The organism is Kitasatospora sp. NBC_00374, assembly GCF_041434935.1.
GTDB lineage: Bacteria > Actinomycetota > Actinomycetes > Streptomycetales > Streptomycetaceae > Kitasatospora.
In genome coordinates, this window is sequence record NZ_CP107964.1 from 3,421,073 (window position 1) to 3,439,046 (window position 17,974).

At 73.4% G+C, this 17,974-nt stretch carries 10 protein-coding genes and 1 pseudogene; 2 read left to right on the plus strand and 9 right to left on the minus strand.

Translation table 11 applies throughout. The features are described 5' to 3' along the window. Nucleotides 1-30: 30 nt before the first annotated feature. The 3 genes from OG871_RS15295 to ftsE form a co-directional block, all read right to left on the minus strand. The gene (locus OG871_RS15295; protein WP_371497323.1) at nt 31-1,122 is read right to left on the minus strand and encodes a S41 family peptidase; all 1,092 of its coding nucleotides are present in this window, start codon (nt 1,120-1,122) and stop codon (nt 31-33) included. A gap of 120 nt (nt 1,123-1,242) precedes the next feature. Further along, the gene (gene ftsX, locus OG871_RS15300) at nt 1,243-2,151 is read right to left on the minus strand and encodes a permease-like cell division protein FtsX (protein ID WP_371497324.1); all 909 of its coding nucleotides are present in this window, start codon (nt 2,149-2,151) and stop codon (nt 1,243-1,245) included. 71 nt (nt 2,152-2,222) lie between these two features. Beyond that, nucleotides 2,223-2,912, minus strand: coding sequence for a cell division ATP-binding protein FtsE (gene ftsE / locus OG871_RS15305; RefSeq protein WP_100889970.1), 690 nt, complete (start codon nt 2,910-2,912; stop codon nt 2,223-2,225). A 384-nt stretch (nt 2,913-3,296) separates the two neighbouring features. Between ftsE and OG871_RS15310 the strand changes: the two genes are divergently transcribed. Continuing rightward, nucleotides 3,297-3,491 (plus strand): hypothetical protein, encoded by a 195-nt coding sequence (locus tag OG871_RS15310; protein WP_371497326.1) that lies wholly within the window; start codon nt 3,297-3,299, stop codon nt 3,489-3,491. 171 nt (nt 3,492-3,662) lie between these two features. Here the strand turns inward: OG871_RS15310 and prfB are convergent, their stop codons facing one another. The 3 genes and pseudogenes from prfB to OG871_RS15325 all read right to left on the minus strand — a co-directional run bounded on the left by prfB (nt 3,663) and on the right by OG871_RS15325 (nt 8,046). Further along, nucleotides 3,663-4,775 (minus strand): peptide chain release factor 2, encoded by a 1,113-nt coding sequence (prfB, locus tag OG871_RS15315; protein ID WP_371497327.1) that lies wholly within the window; start codon nt 4,773-4,775, stop codon nt 3,663-3,665. Between the two features lie 35 nt (nt 4,776-4,810). After that, nucleotides 4,811-6,097 carry a protein kinase gene (locus tag OG871_RS15320; protein WP_371497328.1) on the minus strand — a complete coding sequence of 429 codons (1,287 nt, stop codon included), beginning with the start codon at nt 6,095-6,097 and terminating at the stop codon, nt 4,811-4,813. 153 nt (nt 6,098-6,250) lie between these two features. Beyond that, a pseudogene (locus OG871_RS15325) lies at nt 6,251-8,046 on the minus strand (protein kinase). Between the two features lie 343 nt (nt 8,047-8,389). Here OG871_RS15325 and OG871_RS15330 point away from each other — a divergent pair. Continuing rightward, on the plus strand, nt 8,390-11,155 hold the full coding sequence (locus OG871_RS15330) for an FtsK/SpoIIIE domain-containing protein (RefSeq protein ID WP_371497329.1): 2,766 nt from the start codon (nt 8,390-8,392) through the stop codon (nt 11,153-11,155). A gap of 51 nt (nt 11,156-11,206) precedes the next feature. Here the strand turns inward: OG871_RS15330 and OG871_RS15335 are convergent, their stop codons facing one another. The 3 genes from OG871_RS15335 to OG871_RS15345 all read right to left on the minus strand — a co-directional run bounded on the left by OG871_RS15335 (nt 11,207) and on the right by OG871_RS15345 (nt 17,829). Continuing rightward, nucleotides 11,207-12,157 (minus strand): CU044_5270 family protein, encoded by a 951-nt coding sequence (locus OG871_RS15335; RefSeq protein WP_371497330.1) that lies wholly within the window; start codon nt 12,155-12,157, stop codon nt 11,207-11,209. Next, the gene (locus OG871_RS15340; protein WP_371497331.1) at nt 12,154-12,783 is read right to left on the minus strand and encodes an RNA polymerase sigma factor; all 630 of its coding nucleotides are present in this window, start codon (nt 12,781-12,783) and stop codon (nt 12,154-12,156) included. Before OG871_RS15340 ends, OG871_RS15335 begins: the two co-directional genes overlap by 4 nt. Nucleotides 12,784-12,888: 105 nt before the next feature. Continuing rightward, complete coding sequence (locus OG871_RS15345; RefSeq protein ID WP_371497332.1) at nt 12,889-17,829, minus strand: NAD-glutamate dehydrogenase; 4,941 nt, start codon at nt 17,827-17,829, stop codon at nt 12,889-12,891. Between the last annotated feature and the right edge of the window lie 145 nt (nt 17,830-17,974).

Sequence of the window (17,974 nt, forward strand, 5' to 3'; positions counted from 1 at the left end):
CGCATCCCGACGGCGCGGTCGGCAGCCCCTTTAGCCGCGCGCCCCGACACCGGCCAGCACCCGCAGGGCCAGCTCCCCCGGGTCGTCGGCCGGCTGTGCCTGGACGTCCGGCACCAGGCCGACCCCGTCGGGCGAGCGGCCGGACGGGGTGGTGTAGCGGCCGACGGTCAGTTCCAGGACCGAGCCGTCCGCGAGCCGGCTGGGCTGCTGCACGGTGCCCTTGCCGAAGGTGCGGGAGCCCACCAGCACGGCCCGGCAGCGGTCCTGCAGGGCGCCGGCCAGCAGCTCGGCGGCGCTCATGGTGCCGCCGTCGACCAGCACCACCAGGGGGGTCGCGGTGTCACCGCCCGGCGACGCGGAGAGCTCGCGCCGCTCGCCCCGCTCCTGGTAGGCGACCACCGGCCCGCCGTCCAGGAACAGCGAGGCGGTGGCCACCGCCTCCTCGACCAGGCCGCCGGAGTTCCCCCGCAGATCCAGCACCACGGTGTGGGCGCCGCGCGCCGCCTCCCGCACCTGGCCGGAGACCCCGCTGGTGAAGGCCCGGACCGCGATTCTGACCACACCGGGGGTCGGGTGGTCGACGGCCACCTCGCGGGTGGCCAGCTCGATCCGGCCGAGCACCAGGTCCCGGACCGGGCCGTCGGCCCGCTGGACGGCCAGCGCCACCGTGGAGCCGGCCTGCCGGCCGCGCAGCCGGGCGACCACCTCGGTGACGGGCAGTTGGTCGGTCGCGGCGCCGTCGATCCGCAGCAGCCGGTCGCCCACCGCGATCCCGGCCGCGGCGGCCGGGCCGCCGGGCAGCACCTCGGAGACGGCCGTGCCGCCGTCCCCGGCGCGGCCGACCGACAGGCCCACACCGCGATAGCGGCCACCGGTGAAGGCGGCGTACTCCTCCGGGCTGAGATGCGCCGCCCAGCGGTCGCCGCTGGCGCCGACCAGCTGCTCGGCCTGGAGCGGGGAGAGGTCGGCTCCCGCGAGGTCCTCGGCGCCCGTCCACAGGGCCGTGCGCGGCGGCACCGCCGGCGGCTCGCCCCAGGCCCCGGCAGCGGCCCCGACCAGCAGGACCACACCGAAGACCGCGCTGAGCGTGGCCCCCTGCCGTACCCGCTGTGCCAGTGCCATGCACCGGAGTCTAGGCCGCCCGGCGGACCCGGGTGGCCGAAAGTCGACGGGTCGGGTACGCAGCAGCCCCGGACGGCGCACAGGCCGGCCGGGGCCGCGGGCGGTGGAACTGACCTCCGGTCAGACCTTGAGGTACTTGCGGAGGGTGAAGAACGCGGCGATGCCGGCCATCCCCATACCCACCACGACCAGCAGCGGGATCACCGTCAACACCGAGGACAGGCCGATGAAGTGGATGAACAGCACCCGCTGGGCCAGCCAGTGCTGGACGAAGAAGTGGCCGGCGAGCAGCAGTCCGGACGCCATCGCGGCACCGAGCAGCGCGGCGAACGCGGCCTCGGCGATGAACGGCATCTGGACATAGAAGTTCGAGGCACCCACCAGGCGCATGATGCCGGTCTCGCGCCGCCTGCTGAACGCCGACACCCGGACGGTGTTGACGATCAGCAGCAGGGCGACGAAGAGCATCAGCACCATGATCACGAACGCGGCGGTCTGCAGACCGTTCAGCAGGCCGAACAGGTTCTCCAGGATCTTCCGCTGGTCCTCGACCGACTTCACGCCGGGCTTGCCGGCGAAGGCGCTCTGGATCACGTCGTACTTGGTCGGGTCGACCAGCTTGATCCGCCAGGACTGCGGCATCGCCTCCGCCCCCACGGCGGCGAGCAGCGGGTTGTCCGGGTTGGTCTCCTTCCAGCGCTTGTAGGCCTCGGGCGAGCTCTCGAAGGTCGAGCTCTGCACCAGCGGCATCTTCGACAGGCTGGCCTGGACGTCGTCGATCTGCTGCTGGGTGGCGGCGCCGGCCGAGCACTGGGCGGAGGAGGTGGCGTCGGACTTCGTACAGAAGTAGACGCTGACCTCGACCTTGTCGTACCAGTAGCCCTTCATCGAGTTGACCTGGTCACGGACCAGGAGCGAGGCACCGGCGAGGGCGAGCGAGAGCGCGACACTGACGACGACGGCGATGGTCATCGTCAGGTTGCGGCGGAGACCGACACCGATCTCCGACAGGACGAACTGGGCGCGCATGCTTCTCTCAATCCACGGTCAATGCAGGTATGGCGAATCAGGCGGAGTGTGCGTCGGGCCGGTCCCGGGGTTCAGGACTGGTAGCCGTAGACGCCGCGGGCCTGGTCGCGGACCAGCAGCCCCTTGTCGAGCTCGATCACGCGCTTGCGCATCTGGTCGACGATGGCCTGGTCGTGGGTGGCCATCAGCACCGTGGTGCCGGTGCGGTTGATCCGGTCGAGCAGCTTCATGATGCCGACCGAGTTCTGCGGGTCGAGGTTTCCGGTCGGCTCGTCCGCGATCAGCAGCATCGGGCGGTTCACGAAGGCCCGGGCGATCGCCACGCGCTGCTGCTCACCACCGGAGAGCTCGCCGGGCATCCGGTCCTCCTTGCCGCCGAGGCCGACCAGGTCGAGCACCTCGGGCACCACCTTGGCGATGGCGCTCTTGGGCTTGCCGATCACCTCGAGGGCGAAGGCCACGTTCTGCGCCACCGTCTTGTTGGGGAGCAGGCGGAAGTCCTGGAAGACGGTGCCCAGCTGGCGGCGCATGTGCGGCACCTTCCAGTTGGACAGCTTGCCCAGGTCCTTGCCGAGCACGTGCACCGCGCCGACGCTGGGCCGCTCCTCGCGCAGGCACAGGCGCAGGAAGGTGGACTTGCCCGAGCCGGACGAGCCGACCAGGAAGACGAACTCGCCCTTCTCGATCTCCAGCGAGACGTTGTCCAGGGCCGGACGGTTCTGCTTGGGATAGGTCTTGGAGACGTTGTCGAATCTGATCACGGCTGCATCACGGGGGCCATCCTAGGTGGAAGGGCAACCGGCCCGGCCGGGGCCCCCGTGACCCGATCGTTACGTCAGGCCCGAAGGCTCGACCCGCAGCGCCGTTCCTCGGTCAGTACTGGCTTGGGACCATACGCGACCCGGCCGGACATCCGCAGGCCCGGACTCCCGAAAGGGCAGCGAATTGTCCACCTCTGGTGTCCTTTGACCGGAAAACTGCGAGGGATGTCACAGCACTCCCCACCCAGGACAGCAGGGGCCGGAAGCAGGGGAACCTGGCACAGTGGAGAGGGAGCGGTCCGGTTGGCCGCTACCCCGCACAGGGCAACAGAGGAACCAGAGCCCCGTCCGGTGCGTTGGCAGTAGCAGCAAGGAGGAGATCGCATGACTTGCGACCATCTGGTGTGCGCCAACTGCAACGGCCGCGTGAGTGACGGCCGCTGCCCGGTGTGCCGTGCCAACCGCGCCCGGCTGCAGGACCAGCAGGGCCCGTTCGCCGCGCTGTCCCCGGCGGCGCTGCTCGCGCTGCTGGTGACCCTGCTGGCGGTGGCCTTCATCGCCCGACAGGCGCTGGCCTGACACCCATGACAACCCGAAGGGCCCCGGAGCACTCGCTCCGGGGCCCTTCGGCTGCTCGGCACCTCTAGTCGTTCGAGGTCCCGTTAGTCGTTCGAGGTCTCACGCTGCTTGCGCCAGCGGATGCCGGCCTCGATGCTGTGCTCGATCATCATCGCGGCCGGCCTCCTCGCCTTAGTCGTTCGAGGTCTCGCGCTGCTTGCGCCAGCGGATGCCGGCCTCGATGAAGCCGTCGATGTCGCCGTCCAGCACCGACTGCGGGTTGCCGACCTCGAACTCCGTCCGCAGGTCCTTGACCATCTGGTACGGGTGCAGCACGTACGAGCGCATCTGGTTGCCCCAGGAGCTGCCCTCGCCCTTGAGCGAGTCCATCAGGGCCCGCTCCTCCTGGCGACGGCGCTCCAGGAGCTTGGCCTGGAGGACGTTCATCGCGGAGGCCTTGTTCTGGATCTGCGAGCGCTCGTTCTGGCAGGAGACCACCACGCCGGTGGGCAGGTGGGTGATCCGGACCGCGGAGTCGGTGGTGTTGACGCCCTGGCCGCCGGGGCCGGAGGCGCGGTAGACGTCGATCCGCAGCTCGGACTCGTCGATGTCGACGTGGTCGCTCTGCTCCACGACCGGGAGCACCTCGACGCCCGCGAACGAGGTCTGGCGACGGCCCTGGTTGTCGAACGGGGAGATGCGGACCAGACGGTGGGTGCCCTGCTCCACGGAGAGGGTGCCGTAGGCGTACGGGGACTTCACGGTGAAGGTCGCGGACTTGATACCGGCCTCCTCCGCGTACGAGGTGTCGTAGACCTCGGTCGGGTAGCCGTGCCGCTCGGCCCAGCGCAGGTACATGCGCATCAGCTGCTCGGCGAAGTCGGCGGCGTCCACGCCACCGGCCTCGGCGCGGATGTTGACCAGGGCCTCACGGGCGTCGTACTCGCCGGACAGGAGGGTGCGCACCTCCAGCTCCTCGACGGCCTTCTGCACCGAGGTGAGCTCGGTGAGGGCCTCGGCGAGAGTGTCCGCGTCGTTCTCGTCGGCGGCCAGCTCGAACAGGACGGCGAGGTCGTCGACCCGGCCGCGCAGGTGCTGGACCTTGCGGAGTTCGCCCTGCAGGAAGGAGAGCCGGCTGGTCACCTTCTGGGCGTTCGCCAGGTCGTCCCACAGGTTCGGGGCGGCTGCCTCCTCCTCCAGGGTCGCGATGTCGGCCCGGATCTTGTCCAGGTCGAGGACGGCCTCGATCGACCCCATGGTCGATTCGAGGTTCTTGAGCTCTTCGGAAGGATCGACGGCTGCCACGCTCTCAAGCGTAATGGTTGGCGCGGGGCGCTCAACTACACCGGGGGGTGCCAACCCCCGGCAGGCACCGTCGGCGGGGTCCGTACGCCCTCTGTGGCGGCGTGCGCCGGGGGGTGCGCGGGCTCGGCGGCGAAGGCCGAGTACGCGGCCGCGGCGCCGGCCAGCAGCAGCAGGACCGCCACCACCACGGCCAGCATCCGGCGGCGCCGGAGCAGCGCCTGGCGACCCTTGCGGTGGCCGGCCGCCGGGGCGGCGCCGCGCTGCGCGCGGGACTCGGCCGCGTACGAGGCCAGCTCCTGGGGGCTGGGGCGGCGCAGGCTGGTGTGGGTGTCCCGGGTGGAGTCGGGCGACGGGGCGGGGACCAGCGGGACGGCCGGGCCGCGCCGGCGGCGGTGGGTGCCGGAGCCGGTGTCGGCCTCGGCGTACACGGCCTCGCCCGGGGTCGGCACCTCCTCGGCCGGGGGCCGGCCCTGCGCCGGGACGGCCAGCGGCGGCAGGCCGGCGAGCGCGGGCAGCTGCTCGCGCAGCCGCGCCGCCAGCTCGGCGGCGCGCAGCCGGGAGGCGGGGGCCTTGGCCAGGCACTCGGAGATGATCCGCCACAGGCCGTCCGGCATCCCGGGCACCGGCGGCACGTTCTCGGTGACGTGGCGGCGCAGTACCGCGCCGGTGTGACCGCCGCCGAAGGGGGTGGTGCCGGCCAGCAGCTCGTAGAAGACCGTGGCCAGGGCGTAGATGTCGACCGCGGCCCGGGGCTCCAGGCCCTCGATGATCTCGGGGGCGAGGTAGTCGGGGGTGCCGATGATCCGGGTGGCCCTGGTCCGGCGCGGGGCGTCGACCAGGCGGGCGATGCCGAAGTCGGTGAGCTTGGCGCGGGGCGCTCCGCCCGGCCCGGCCGGGGCCGCCAGGTCGAGCAGGACGTTCTCCGGCTTGACGTCGCGGTGCACGATGCCGGCCGCGTGGGCGGCGGCCAGGCCGTCGGCCACGTCGGCGATGACCGAGGCGGCGGCGGCCGGGGTGAGGACCCCTTCGCGCTCCAGTCTGGTCCGCAGGTCGGTGCCCTGGACCAGCTCCATCACCAGGGCGAGGTCGTCGCCGTCCACCACCATGTCGTGGACGCCGACCACCCGGGGGTGGTCGAGGCCGGTCAGGGCGGACCGCTCCTGGACGAAGCGGCCGACCAGTACCTGGTCGGATGCCAGATCCTCCCGCAGCAGCTTGACTGCCACCGGTCCGTCCGGGCCTTCGCCGAGCCACACGGTCCCGGCGGAGCCCCGGCCGATCACCTGGTGGACGGTGTACCGGCTGCCGATCTTGCGTGCCAATGCTGCTCCGTGGGCTCGGTAGGTCGGTGCTCAGCGAACAACCTACGCGCCCCGGAGCCCTCGGGGGGCCGCCGAAGCCCCGCTGCCGCGCACTGGCGGGCGGGAATTATTGTGAATTGTCGATATAGCGTCAATGTCGCCCCCGGCAGGGCGTCAGTTCTTCCCGAACCTGCCGAACCAGTCCTGGACACTGGCGAACCAGTCCTGGACGTTGTGCCAGTACTCCGGCAGCGGCGTGAAGTTCCACAGCGCGACGGCGGCCAGCGCGAGGATCAGCAGCACCATCAGGCAGCCCTTCAGGCAGCCCAGGCCGGGGATGTACATCTTGTTGCGACTGCGGCGGCGCGGCTCGCGCTCGCGCGGCGGCTCGGGCTCGCGCTGCGGGGGCCGCTGCGGCTCCCGGTGCTGCGGCGGCTGCGGCTCGCGGCGCTGGGGGGCCGGCGGCTCCTGGCGGCGCTGGGGGCGGCCGGCGGGGCCGGCGGCGGGTAGCCCTGGGGCTGCCCCTGGTGCGGGTAGCCCTGGTAGCCCTGGGGCTGCTGCGACGGCTGGGGCTGCGGCGGGCGGCCTGCCTGGTACGGCGGCGGGGCCACCGGCGGGCGCTGCGCGTAGCCGCCCTGCGGCTGCTGGTACTGGCCCGGACGCGGGCCCTGGGGCTGCTGCGGGGCCTGGCCGCCGTACCCGCCGGGCGCGGGCTGGTTCGGCCCCGCCTGGTACGGCCGGGGCGCGACCTGCGGGCGGCCGAGCTCCTCCGGGTCGAGGTAGCCGACCTCGGTCTGCTGGTTGCGGTCACGGGCCGCACGCAGCTGGGTCTGCCACGGGTGCGGGGCCTCGGGGGCGGCGACGGGCGCACCCGGGCCGGTCTGCGGGACCGGCGGCATCACCCGGGTGCGGTCCGCGGCCGCGGCCGGCGGCTGGCCCATCACCTGGGTGGCGGCGGCCTGGTCGAAGCCGCGGGAGGGCAGCACCTGGGTCGGCTCGGACGAGCCGAACGGCGCGGGGGCGGGCGGCGCGGCCGGAGCGTGCTCCACCGCGAACTGCGGGTCGGTCACCAGCAGGCCGCCGACCGCGAGCGCGGCGTCCACGGCGGCCGGCGAGGCGTGCACGCCGACCCCGGCGGCGACCACCCGCAGGGCGTGCGCGAGCGAGGTGGCGGTCGGGCGCTCGGCGGGGCTCTTGCGCAGGCAGCGCTCGATCACCGTCCAGAGCGGCTCGGGCACCGAGCGCGGCCGCTCGGGCTCCTGGGCGAGGTGCGCCTGCAGCACCGCCAGCGGGCCGTCGCCCTGGAACGGCGGGCGGCCGGTGACCAGCTCGTAGAGCATGATGCCGGCGCCGTAGACGTCCACGGCCGAGGTCTGCGGCCGGCCCTCGGCGGACTCCGGGGCGACGTACGCGGGCGTGCCGACGAACTCGTGGGTGCGGGTGATGCCCGGGGAGTCCGCGAGCCGGGCGATGCCGAAGTCGGTGAGCAGCGGGTGCATCTGCTCGACACCGTCGACGCGGACCGTGGCGAGCAGCACGTTGGCGGGCTTGAGGTCGCGGTGCACGATGCCGTCCGCGTGGCTCACCGCCAGGGCGTCGGCGACCTGCGCCATCAGCAGGGAGCCGGCGATCGGACTGAGCGGGCCGTTGCCGCGCAGGTAGTGGAACAGGTCGGGGCCGTCGACCAGGTCCATCACCAGCGCCAGCAGCTCGCCCTCGACGACGAGGTCGCGGACCTGCACGATGTTGGGGTGGCTGAGCCGGAGCAGGGCGGAGCGTTCGCGCAGGAAGCGCATCACGATGTCCGGGTCGGCGGCCAGCTCCTCGCGGAGCACCTTGACCGCGACGGCCTGGCCCGGCTGCAGCCCGGGGACGGCGACGTCCTCCCGGACCCGGCCGCGCCACACGGTACCGGTGGCCCCGCGTCCGAGGCTGTCCTCAAGCAGATACTTGCTGCCGACTGGCCGCACCTGTGCTCCCGTTGTCGTCACTCGCCCCGGGCTCGCGACGGGTTGCCTGACCCTGGTTTCGGCAACTCTAACGGTGTCCGTGCGGGTTTCCGAGTGGGTGGCGGGTGTCCTGATCGGAGTCGCCGGGCGGCCATCGGGGGCGGGTTTGACCTGACGCACCGTCGAGCCCACCATGGCGATCATCGCAAGATCGTCAAATCCGGTACCGTGCGCGGACTCTCAGTCCCGGGTGGCAGGATGACAGCACCACACTTGTGGCCCAATGCACTGTCCATCCGACCGGCACGCCCCACCACCGCGCCCACTCACCGCGTCAGCACGAGCAGAAGGGACTACGGGCGAGATGCAGATCCGGCTGACCGTCCTACGACCGCGCAGCGGCCCGGCAGGCGCCGGAGCTGCCACCGATGTGCTGGTCACGGCCCCGGCCGGGACCACACTGGGTGCCCTGGCGGGCGCCCTGGCGGGCGCGGTGGGTGTCAGAGGGCCGCGCTCCGCGACCCATGTGCACCTGTACGCCGGCGCACGCCGGATCGAGGAACAGGCCCTGCTCGGCCACCCGCCCCTGGTCGACGGCACCGTGCTCTCGCTGGGCGAGCCCGACCCGGACGCCGAGGACGGCACCTCGCCCCCCGCCGCCGAGCTGCGCGTGGTCGGCGGCCCGGACGCCGGCGGCGTGCACCGGCTGCACGGCGAGGAGATCCGGCTCGGCCGCTCCAGCGAGGCCGACGTACCGCTGGACGACCCGGACGTCTCCCGGCTGCACCTCTCCCTGCACCTGGCCGCCGACGGCCGCGCCACCGTCCGCGACCTCGGCTCCACCAACGGCACCCGGCTGGACGGCCGGTTCCTGCGCGGCGAGGCCGCCGAACTGACCGACGGCGGCCTCGTCCGGCTCGGCGAGTCGACCGTCCAGCTGGCCCGCGCGGGCCGGCCGGAGCAGGCCGAGCCACCCCGGCCGCTGGTACCGGACGGCGAGGGCCACCTCGGGCTGGCGCCCCGGTCCCCCGTCCGGCCCGGCACCGGCACCCCCGTCCCACCGCCCGCCGCCGAGGCCCCGAGCCCGGGCGGGCGGGCCCGCGCCCTGCTCGCCCGCCGGCTGGGCCGCGCCGGCGCCGAACCCGACCGGGCCGACGCCGCCCAGCAGCAAGCCGACGCCCGCAGCCGGCAGGCCGCCGCCCAGCGCGAGCGCTGGCCCGACCCGGCCGCCCTGCTGCTCACCGCCCTGGGCCCCGGCCCCCGGCTCTGGGAGCGCGCCCCCGGCCACCCCGACGCACTCACCCTCCGGCTCGGCACCGCCGACCTCCCCCAGCCCCCGGCCGCGGGCACCAGCACCGACCCCGGCGGACTGCTGCCCGCCGTCCCGGTCACCGTCGACCTGCAGACCGCCGGCAGCCTCGGGCTCGCCGGCCCCCGGGCCCGGCTGGCCGGTCTGGCCCGCGCCCTGCTGGCCCAGCTGGCGGCCCTGCACCCGCCGACCGGGCTCAACCTGGTGCTGGTCGCCGCCGACGAGGAGGCCGCCGCCGAGTGGTCCTGGGCCCAGTGGCTGCCGCACCTGCGGCCGGGCCACGGTCAGGCCTGCCGGCTGCTGGTCGGCGTCGGCCCCGAGCAGACCGAGGCCCGTCTCGCCGAGCTGGCCGCGGCCACCGCCGGCCCGCCCGCCACCGTCGTCCTGGTGGACGGCGACCCGGGTACCGCGGCCGGCCGGGCCTCGCTGGAGCTGCTGCTGCGCCAGGGCCCCGCCGTCGGCGTCTTCCCGCTCTGCCTGGCCGAGCGGGCCGAGCAGCTGCCCGCCGGGATCGGCGCCACCGCGGTGGTCACCGGTGAGGTCGGCACCCTGCTCACCGTCGACCGGCCCGCCGCCGAGGGCCGCGAACTGGTCGAGGACGTCGCCCTGGACGCCGTCTCGGCCGCCTGGGCGGACCGGCTGGCCAGGGTGCTCGCCCCGCTCCGGGAGGCCGCCCCGGTCGTCCGCGGCCCGCTGCCCGCCTCGCTGCGCCTGCTCGACCTGCTCGGGCTGGACAGCGTCACCCCCGCCAAGGTCTCCGCCCGCTGGTCCGAGCTGCCGCTGTCGGCCGGGGCGGCCGGCGCCCTGCTCGGTACCGCGCGCGGCGGCGAGCCCTGCACCGTCGACCTGGCCGATCCGGAGCTGGCCGCCGCCCCGTCCGGCGGGCCGCACCTGCTGGTCGGCGGCGGCCCGGGCGCCGGCAAGACCGAGCTGCTGCGCGCCCTGATCGCCTCGCTGTCCGTGGCGGAGCGGCCGGAGCGGCTGCGTCTGACGGTCATCGAGGGCCGGGCTCCGGCGGACTCGGGCGAGGGCTCCGGGCTGGACGGCTGCACCGACCTGCCGCACGTGGTCGGCCATGTGAACGCCGCCGCCGACCCGCGCCGGGCGCTGCTGACGGCGGAGTCCCTGCTGGACGAGCTGGCGCACCGCGCGGAGCTGCTCGGCGAGCTGGGTTTCGCCGCCTGGCACGCCGCGCGGCCGTTCGCCCGGACGCCGGCCCTGGTCACCAGCGGCGGCGCGGCCCCGGCCGGCGGCGCACGGGTGATCGAGCCGCGCCGCGCACCGGGCAGCACCCCGGCGGCCGAGGCCGAGCCGACGCCCGCCCGGCTGGTCGTGGTGGTCGACGACTACGAGGCGCTGCTTGCCCCGACCTCCCCCGCCGGCCGCCCGCTGGCCAGGGCGCTGGCGGAGGTGGCCCGGCGCGGCGGCCGGCTCGGGGTGCACCTGGTGGCGGCCACCGGCGCACCCGAGCTGACGGCGGGGACGGAGGTGGACGAGGCGGCGCTGCTGCGGATCGCCCTGCGCACCGACCAGCCCGCCGAGTCCGACCTGCTGATCCACCTGCCGGACGCGGCGGCGCTGCCGGAGGACACCCCGGGCCGGGGCTACCTGCGCCGGCCGGACGGCGGGGTGACGGCCTTCCAGACCGCGCGGGTGAGCGGCCGGATCCCCCGGACAGCCACCCTGCGGCCGACCGTGGTGGCGATCGACCCGGCCCACCTGGGCGCCCCGCCCACCCGGCGGCCGGTCCGCGAGCTCGGCAACGGGCCGACGGACCTGGCGCTGCTGGCCAGCGCCCTGCAGCGGGCCGCCGCCTCGTAACGGCGGACGGCGGGCGCGCCCCACCCCCGTAGGGTCGCGCCCGCCCCCGGATCACCGGACGGGCTGCTGCTCCGCCCGGTCCACCACGGCGGTCTCCACCGTGACGTTCGTGAAGAGCACCGTTCCGGCCTTCGCCTCCCGGCCGTCCGTGACCTGGACCTCGCGCCTGCCGAGGTAGGTCCGGCCGGTCGGATCGAAGATCCACTCGCTCCGGGCGGCGCCGTCGCCCGTCCCCTCGGGGCTCACCAGCGCGACCGCGATCCCCGGCCGTCCGGTCGCGTCGACCACGTCCGGCACCAGCGTGACGCCGGGGATCAGGGCCGCGGCCCGGTAGAACGCGGCTCGTACGCCCGGGGTGAGCAGCTCGCCGTGGATCAGCTCCCCGATCGCGCGGAAGGCCTCCGCGTCGGGCTGCCCGCTCTTGCCGCTGCCCTCGGCGCGGACCCTGGCGAGCAGTTGCGCCGGGTCGGTGGGCAGTGCGGCCAGGTAGTCGTGGTCCGGGAAGACGATGCTCGCGGGTTCGCCCTGGACGTTGGGGACAAGGGCGGCCCGACCCTCGGGGTTCTTCGCGGTCCCGAAGGTCGGATCGATGATCAGCCCCTGGGTCCGCCCGTCCAGCGCCTTCCACATCTGCCGGCTGTACGGCTCGGGGTGGTAGGCGCCGCTGCTGACCGTCCTGGTGTAGAGGAACTGGCTCCGGGTCGCCGGGACCGCCGGCCGGGCGGCGGCCTCGCGAGCGGCGCGCTCCAGCAGCTCGGCGGCGGTGGCCGGGGCGCTGGAGGTGGCCGCGGGCGGGGGCGGGGGCGGTGCGGAGTCGTGGTGCGACGCGGTGGCCAGGACCCCGGCCATCGCCGCCGCGACGACCAGCGGCGGCGCGAGCCAGACCGGCCACCGCCGCGCGCGCGGCGCCGCGGCCGCCTGGTCCCTGCTGATCTCGTCCATCAGATGCTCCCTCAACAACCGGTGACGGTCGGCGGCGAGCATCTCGGGTGCGTCGTTCATCGGAGGCCCTCCTTCATCGACCGGGCCGCCGGGTGGCCGCCCTCCCCCACCTGTCCGACGGCGGTCGGGAGTTCCCGACGAGAGGTCAGTTCACGTTCGGCCAGGGCCGCCAGCCGCGTCCTGGCCCGGGACAGGCGGGAGCGCACGGTGCCGACCGGGACGCCGAGCGCCTCGGCGGCGGCGGCGTAGTCCAGGCCGCCCCAGACGCAGAGCCGGAAGACCTCCCGCTCGCCGCGCCGCAGACCGCCCAGGGCCCGCTGGACGGCCGCCAGGCGGTCGCCGTCGTCGAGCCGGGCGACCAGTTCCTCGGCGAAGTCGGGGGCGGCCTCCCGCCCGGGCAGCCGGGACATCGCGGCGCGGTGCCTGCGGGCGGCGCGGGTGGTGTTGCGGAGCACGTTGGTGGCGATGCCGAAGAGCCAGGGCCGGACGGACCCGCCCTCCTCGCGCAGGGTGCCGCGCAGCCGCCAGGCCTCGAGGAAGGTCAGGGACACCACGTCCTCGGCGGTGGCCCACTCGCCGAGGGTGCGCAGCGCGTAGCCGTAGACGGCCTGCGCGTGCTCGTCGAAGAGCTCCCCGAACGCGCTCTGGTCCCCGGCGCGCAGCCGGGATCTCGGTGACTGTTCCACACCCCACCCTGTCCGCAGCCGCCGGACGGTTCCCTGTGACGTCCGTCACGGGAAAGCCCGGAGGGCGGGACCGTGGATCACGGTCCCGCCCTCCGGGTCGGCGGCTCAGCGGCCGGTGCGCAGCAGGGTCCGGATCACCCGCATCGCGACGGACAGGCTGGACAGCTCGTAGTTGTCGGAACCCCTTATGTCGTCGAGGGTGGTCTTGGCCCGCGTCATCAGCGTGCTGTTGAGCTCGGCCCAGGCGCTGTAGCGCTCCTCCGGGGAGGAGCCCTCCGGTCCGCAGGCCAGGATGTCCGCGCTGAGGGCGGCGTGCGCGGCGAACAGGTCCTCGCGGATGGCCGCGCGGGCCATCGAGGACCAGCGGTCGGTCCGCGGGAGCTCGATGATCCGGTCCAGCAGGTGGGTGATCTGCAGGCGGTCGGCCAGGTCGTAGTAGAGCTCGGCCACCTCCATCACGTCCGCGTCCGAGCGGTCCGCCACACCGACGATGTCCAGGGTCGGGAAGGCCGAGGAGAGCCCGGCCACCCGGGTGGCCAGCGACTCGGGCACGCCGGCCTCGGACAGCTCCTGGTAGATCTTCTCGAACCAGGTCGCGTCCTCGCCGCGCAGCGGCTTGGGCAGGCTGTCCCAGACCTGGTTGACCCGGTCGTGGAAGAACTCGATGGTGCCGGCGATGTCCAACGGCTGGCGGCGGTTGTTGAGCATCCACCGGGTGGCGCGCTCGACCAGGCGGCGGGAGTGCAGCCGCATCTTGGTCAGCATCTCGGCCGGGACCTGGTTGTCCAGGGCCTCGATCTCGTCCCAGATCTGCTCCAGGCCGAAGACCGCGCGGGCCGCCGCGTGGGTGCGGGCGACCTCCTCCATCGTCGCGCCGGTCTCCTCGCGGAGGCGGAAGGCGAAGGTGCAGCCACCGCGGTTGATCGTGTCGTTGACGATCAGGGTGGTGATGATCTCGCGGCGCAGCGGGTGGTTGTCGATCGCCTCGGCGAACCGGGCCCGCAGCGCGCTCGGGAAGTACTCGTGCAGCACGGTGCGGAAGTACGGGTCGTCGGGCAGCTCGGTGGCGAGCAGCTCGTCGGCCAGCGTGATCTTCGTGTAGGCGAGCAGCACGGACAGCTCGGGCTGGGAGAGTCCGCGGCCGGCCTGCTGGCGGTCCCGGATCTGCTTCTCGGCGGGCAGGAACTCCAGTGCCCGGTCGAGCTGTCCGCCGGACTCCAGGCGGTTGATCATGCGGGCGTGCACGTTGACCATCGAGACGGCCTGGGCGACGGCGTTGGCCAGCACGACGTTCTGCGCGTAGTTGTTGCGCAGCACCAGGTGGCCGACCTCGTCGGTCATCTCGGCGAGCAGCGAGTTGCGCTGCTTGACCGTCATGTCGCCGTCGGCGACCACCTGGTTGAGCAGGATCTTGATGTTGACCTCGTGGTCCGAGGTGTCCACACCGGCGGAGTTGTCGATCGCGTCGGTGTTGATCCAGCCGCCGGTCGACTCGGGGCCGCCGACCGCGGCGTACTCGATCCGGCCGAGCTGGGTGCAGCCGAGGTTGCCGCCCTCGCCGACCACCCGGGCCCGGACCTGGTTGCCGCTCACCCGGATGGCGTCGTTGGCCTTGTCGCCGACCTCGGCGTTGGTCTCGGTGGAGGCCTTGATGTAGGTGCCGATACCGCCGTTCCAGAACAGGTCGACGGGCGCCTGCAGGATGGCCTTCATCAGCTCGGCCGGGGTGAGCTTGCCGACCTCCAGGCCGAGCGCCTCGCGGACCTGCGGCGAGAGCTGGATGGCCTTGGCGGAGCGCGGGAAGACGCCGCCGCCGGCCGAGATCAGCGACTTGTCGTAGTCGTCCCAGGAGCTGCGCGGCAGGTCGAACAGCCGGCGGCGCTCGGCGAAGGAGACGGCGGCGTCCGGGTTGGGGTCGAGGAAGATGTGCCGGTGGTCGAAGGCCGCGACCAGGCGGATGTGCTCGCTGAGCAGCATGCCGTTGCCGAACACGTCACCGGACATGTCGCCGATGCCGACGACGGTGAAGTCCTCGGTCTGGGTGTCGTGGCCCAGCTCGCGGAAGTTGCGCTTGACCGACTCCCAGGCGCCGCGGGCGGTGATGCCCATGCCCTTGTGGTCGTAGCCGGCCGAACCGCCGGAGGCGAACGCGTCGCCCAGCCAGAAGCCGTAGGCCTCGGCGACGCCGTTGGCGATGTCCGAGAAGGTCGCGGTGCCCTTGTCGGCGGCGACCACCAGGTAGGTGTCGTCCTCGTCGTGGCGGACCACGTCGGCCGGGTGGACGACCTCGCCGGCCTTCAGGTTGTCGGTGATGTCGAGCAGCGCCGAGATGAAGGTCTTGTACGAGGCGATGCCCTCGGCCAGCCAGGCGTCGCGGTCGGCCGACGGGTCGGGCAGCTGCTTGGCGACGAAGCCGCCCTTGGCGCCGACCGGGACGATCACGGTGTTCTTGACCATCTGGGCCTTGACCAGGCCGAGGATCTCGGTCCGGAAGTCCTCGCGCCGGTCGGACCAGCGCAGACCGCCGCGGGCGACCTTGCCGAAGCGCAGGTGGACGCCCTCGACCCGGGGCGAGTAGACCCAGATCTCGAAGGCCGGGCGGGGGGCCGGCAGGTCGGGGATGGCCTGGGGGTCGAACTTCATCGACACGTAGCCGTGCCACTGGCCGTCGGCCGCGTGCTGGAAGAAGTTGGTCCGCAGGGTGGCGTTGATCAGGTGCAGGAAGGAACGCAGGATGCGGTCCTCGTCCAGCGACACGACCTCGTCCAGGGCGCCGTTGAGCTCCTCGACGATGGCGTCGGTCAGCTCGTCGGCACCCAGTCGGTGACTGGGGCTCAGGCGGGCCTCGAAGAGGTTGACCAGCAGCCGGGTGGTGTGGGTGTTGTTGCGGAGCGCGTCCTCCATGTAGTCCTGGGAGAAGGTGCTCCCGGCCTGGCGGAGGTACTTGGCGTAGGCGCGCAGCACGACGGCCTGGCGCCAGGTCAGCCCGGCGGTCAGGACCAGCTCGTTGAAGCCGTCGTTCTCGGCCTTGCCCGTCCAGGTGGCGGAGAAGGCCTCCTGGAAGCGCTCGCGCGCCTCGTCGGTGAGCTCGGTGGCCTCACGGAGCCTCAGGCCGAAGTCGTAGACCCACGCGGTGGTGGAGTCGGAGCGGCGCAGCGCGTACGGGTGCTCGTCCAGCACCTCGACGCCCAGGCGCTGGAGGACGGGCAGGACCTCGGTGAGCGAGATCGGGCCGCCGACCCGGTAGATCTTGAAGCGGCGCTCCTCGTCGCCCGCGCCGACCGGCTGGTAGAGGTTCAGCCGGAAGTCGCCCTCGCCGTGCAGGGCCTCGATCTGCTTGAGGTCGGCGACGGCGGTGCGGGCGGTGAAGTCGGCGCGGTAGCCGTCGGGGAAGGCGTTGGCGTAGCGGTGGCCGAGCTCGGCGGCGCGCTCCTCGCCCAGCTCGGTGTGCAGCTGGTCGTGGAAGCTGTCCATCCAGAACCGCGCGGCCTCGGCCAGCTTGGCCTCGATCCGCTCGATCTCGGCGTCGCCGAGCTGCGGCAGCTCGGTGCCGGCGGCGACCCGGACCACGAAGTGCAGGCGGGTCAGCACCGACTCGGTGGCGTACACCGTGTAGTCGATGGTCTCGCCGTTGAGCTCCTCCTTGAGGATCTCCATCAGGCGCAGCCGGATCCGCGTGGTGTAGCGGTCGCGCGGCAGGTAGACGAAGGCGGAGAAGTAGCGGCCGTAGTCGTCGTGGCGCAGGAACAGCCGCAGCCGGCGGCGCTCCTGCAGGTAGAGCACGCTGGTGGCGATGGAGAGCAGCTCGTCGGCGGCGGTCTGGAAGATCTCGTCCCGGGGGAAGGTCTCCATGATCTGCAGCAGGTCGCGGCCGTCGTGGCTGTCGCCGGAGAACCCGGAGTCGGACAGCACCTCCTGGACCTTGCGGCGGACCACCGGGATCCGGGTGACGGACTCGGTGTACGCGGCGGAGGAGAACAGGCCGAGGAAGCGGCGCTCGCCGACGACCTCACCGTTGGCGTCGAACTTCTTGACGCCGACGTAGTCGAGGTAGGCGGGGCGGTGCACGGTGGCGCGGCTGTTGGCCTTGGTGAGGACCAGCAGCTTCTTCTCGTGGGCCTTGGCGCGGACCGGGGCGCTGAGGCGGCCGAAGGCCTCGGCGACCGGGTGGTGGTCGGTGTCGTGGCTGACCGGGTCGGAGCGCAGCACGCCGAGGCCGGTGCCGGGGACGGCCCGCAGGACCTCCTCGCCGCGGTGCTCGGCCAGGTCGTACTCGCGGTAGCCGAGGAAGGTGAAGTGGTCGTCGGCCAGCCAGCGCATCAGCTCCCAGGCCTCGCCGACCTCCTGCTCGGGCAGGTGGGCCGGGGGCTCCTCGGCCAGCTCGTCGGCCAGCCGGAGCGCGGAGTCGCGCATCTTGGTCCAGTCCTCGACGACCTCGCGGACGTCGCCCAGGATCCGGCGCAGGTTGGTCTCGATGGCGCGGAGGTCGTCGCGGTCGGTCTCGCGGTCGATCTCGATGTGCATCCAGGACTCGACCACCGCGTCGGCGGGCCACTCGGTACCGGCGGCCTTGCTGCGCGAGCAGGCGTCGATGTCCAGGATCTCCAGCAGCTTGCCGGTGATGTCACGGCGGACGGCCAGCTGGGGGTGGATGACGACGTGGATGCCGCGGTCCTCGCGGGTGAGCTCGTTGGTGACCGAGTCGACCAGGAAGGACATGTCGTCGGTGACCACCTCGACCACGGTGTGGCCGCAGGACCAGCCGTTCTCCTCGACGGTCGGGGTGTAGACCCGGACCTCCGCGGTGCCCTGCGGGCGCTTGAGCCCCAGGCGGTAGTGGGAGGCCGCCGCGCCGTACACGTCGACCGGGTCGCGGTCGACCAGGTCCTCGGGCGCGGTGTGGAGGTAGTAGTGGTGCAGGTATGCGGCCAGAGCGCCGTTGCTCAGACCCTCCCCTGGCGCCGCTCCCCCCACCTGGCTGTTCTCAGCGGCTGCTGCTGCCTTGGTGAGCAGTTCGGCCTTGGCTGCGTCCAGCTTGGTCTGCATGACTGTTTGGCTCCTGTCGCGCGCCGTTGCGTGACTCGGTGGTGGCTGGGTGTACACCGCCGGGTCTGTCCGCAATCCTCCCGCACGATCCGGATGAAATCCCCGCATGCCACGCATGGAAGGGAGTTCATCTGGGTACGAAAGC

Excerpts from the sequence above, each read along its gene's own strand:
- OG871_RS15295 (WP_371497323.1), bottom strand. The coding sequence starts at position 1,122 with ATGGCACTGGCACAGCGGGTACGGCAGGGGGCCACGCTCAGCGCGGTC.
- ftsX (WP_371497324.1), bottom strand. The coding sequence starts at position 2,151 with ATGCGCGCCCAGTTCGTCCTGTCGGAGATCGGTGTCGGTCTCCGCCGC.
- OG871_RS15310 (WP_371497326.1), top strand. The coding sequence starts at position 3,297 with ATGACTTGCGACCATCTGGTGTGCGCCAACTGCAACGGCCGCGTGAGT.
- OG871_RS15330 (WP_371497329.1), top strand. The coding sequence starts at position 8,390 with ATGCAGATCCGGCTGACCGTCCTACGACCGCGCAGCGGCCCGGCAGGC.
- OG871_RS15335 (WP_371497330.1), bottom strand. The coding sequence starts at position 12,157 with ATGAACGACGCACCCGAGATGCTCGCCGCCGACCGTCACCGGTTGTTG.
- OG871_RS15345 (WP_371497332.1), bottom strand. The coding sequence starts at position 17,829 with ATGCAGACCAAGCTGGACGCAGCCAAGGCCGAACTGCTCACCAAGGCA.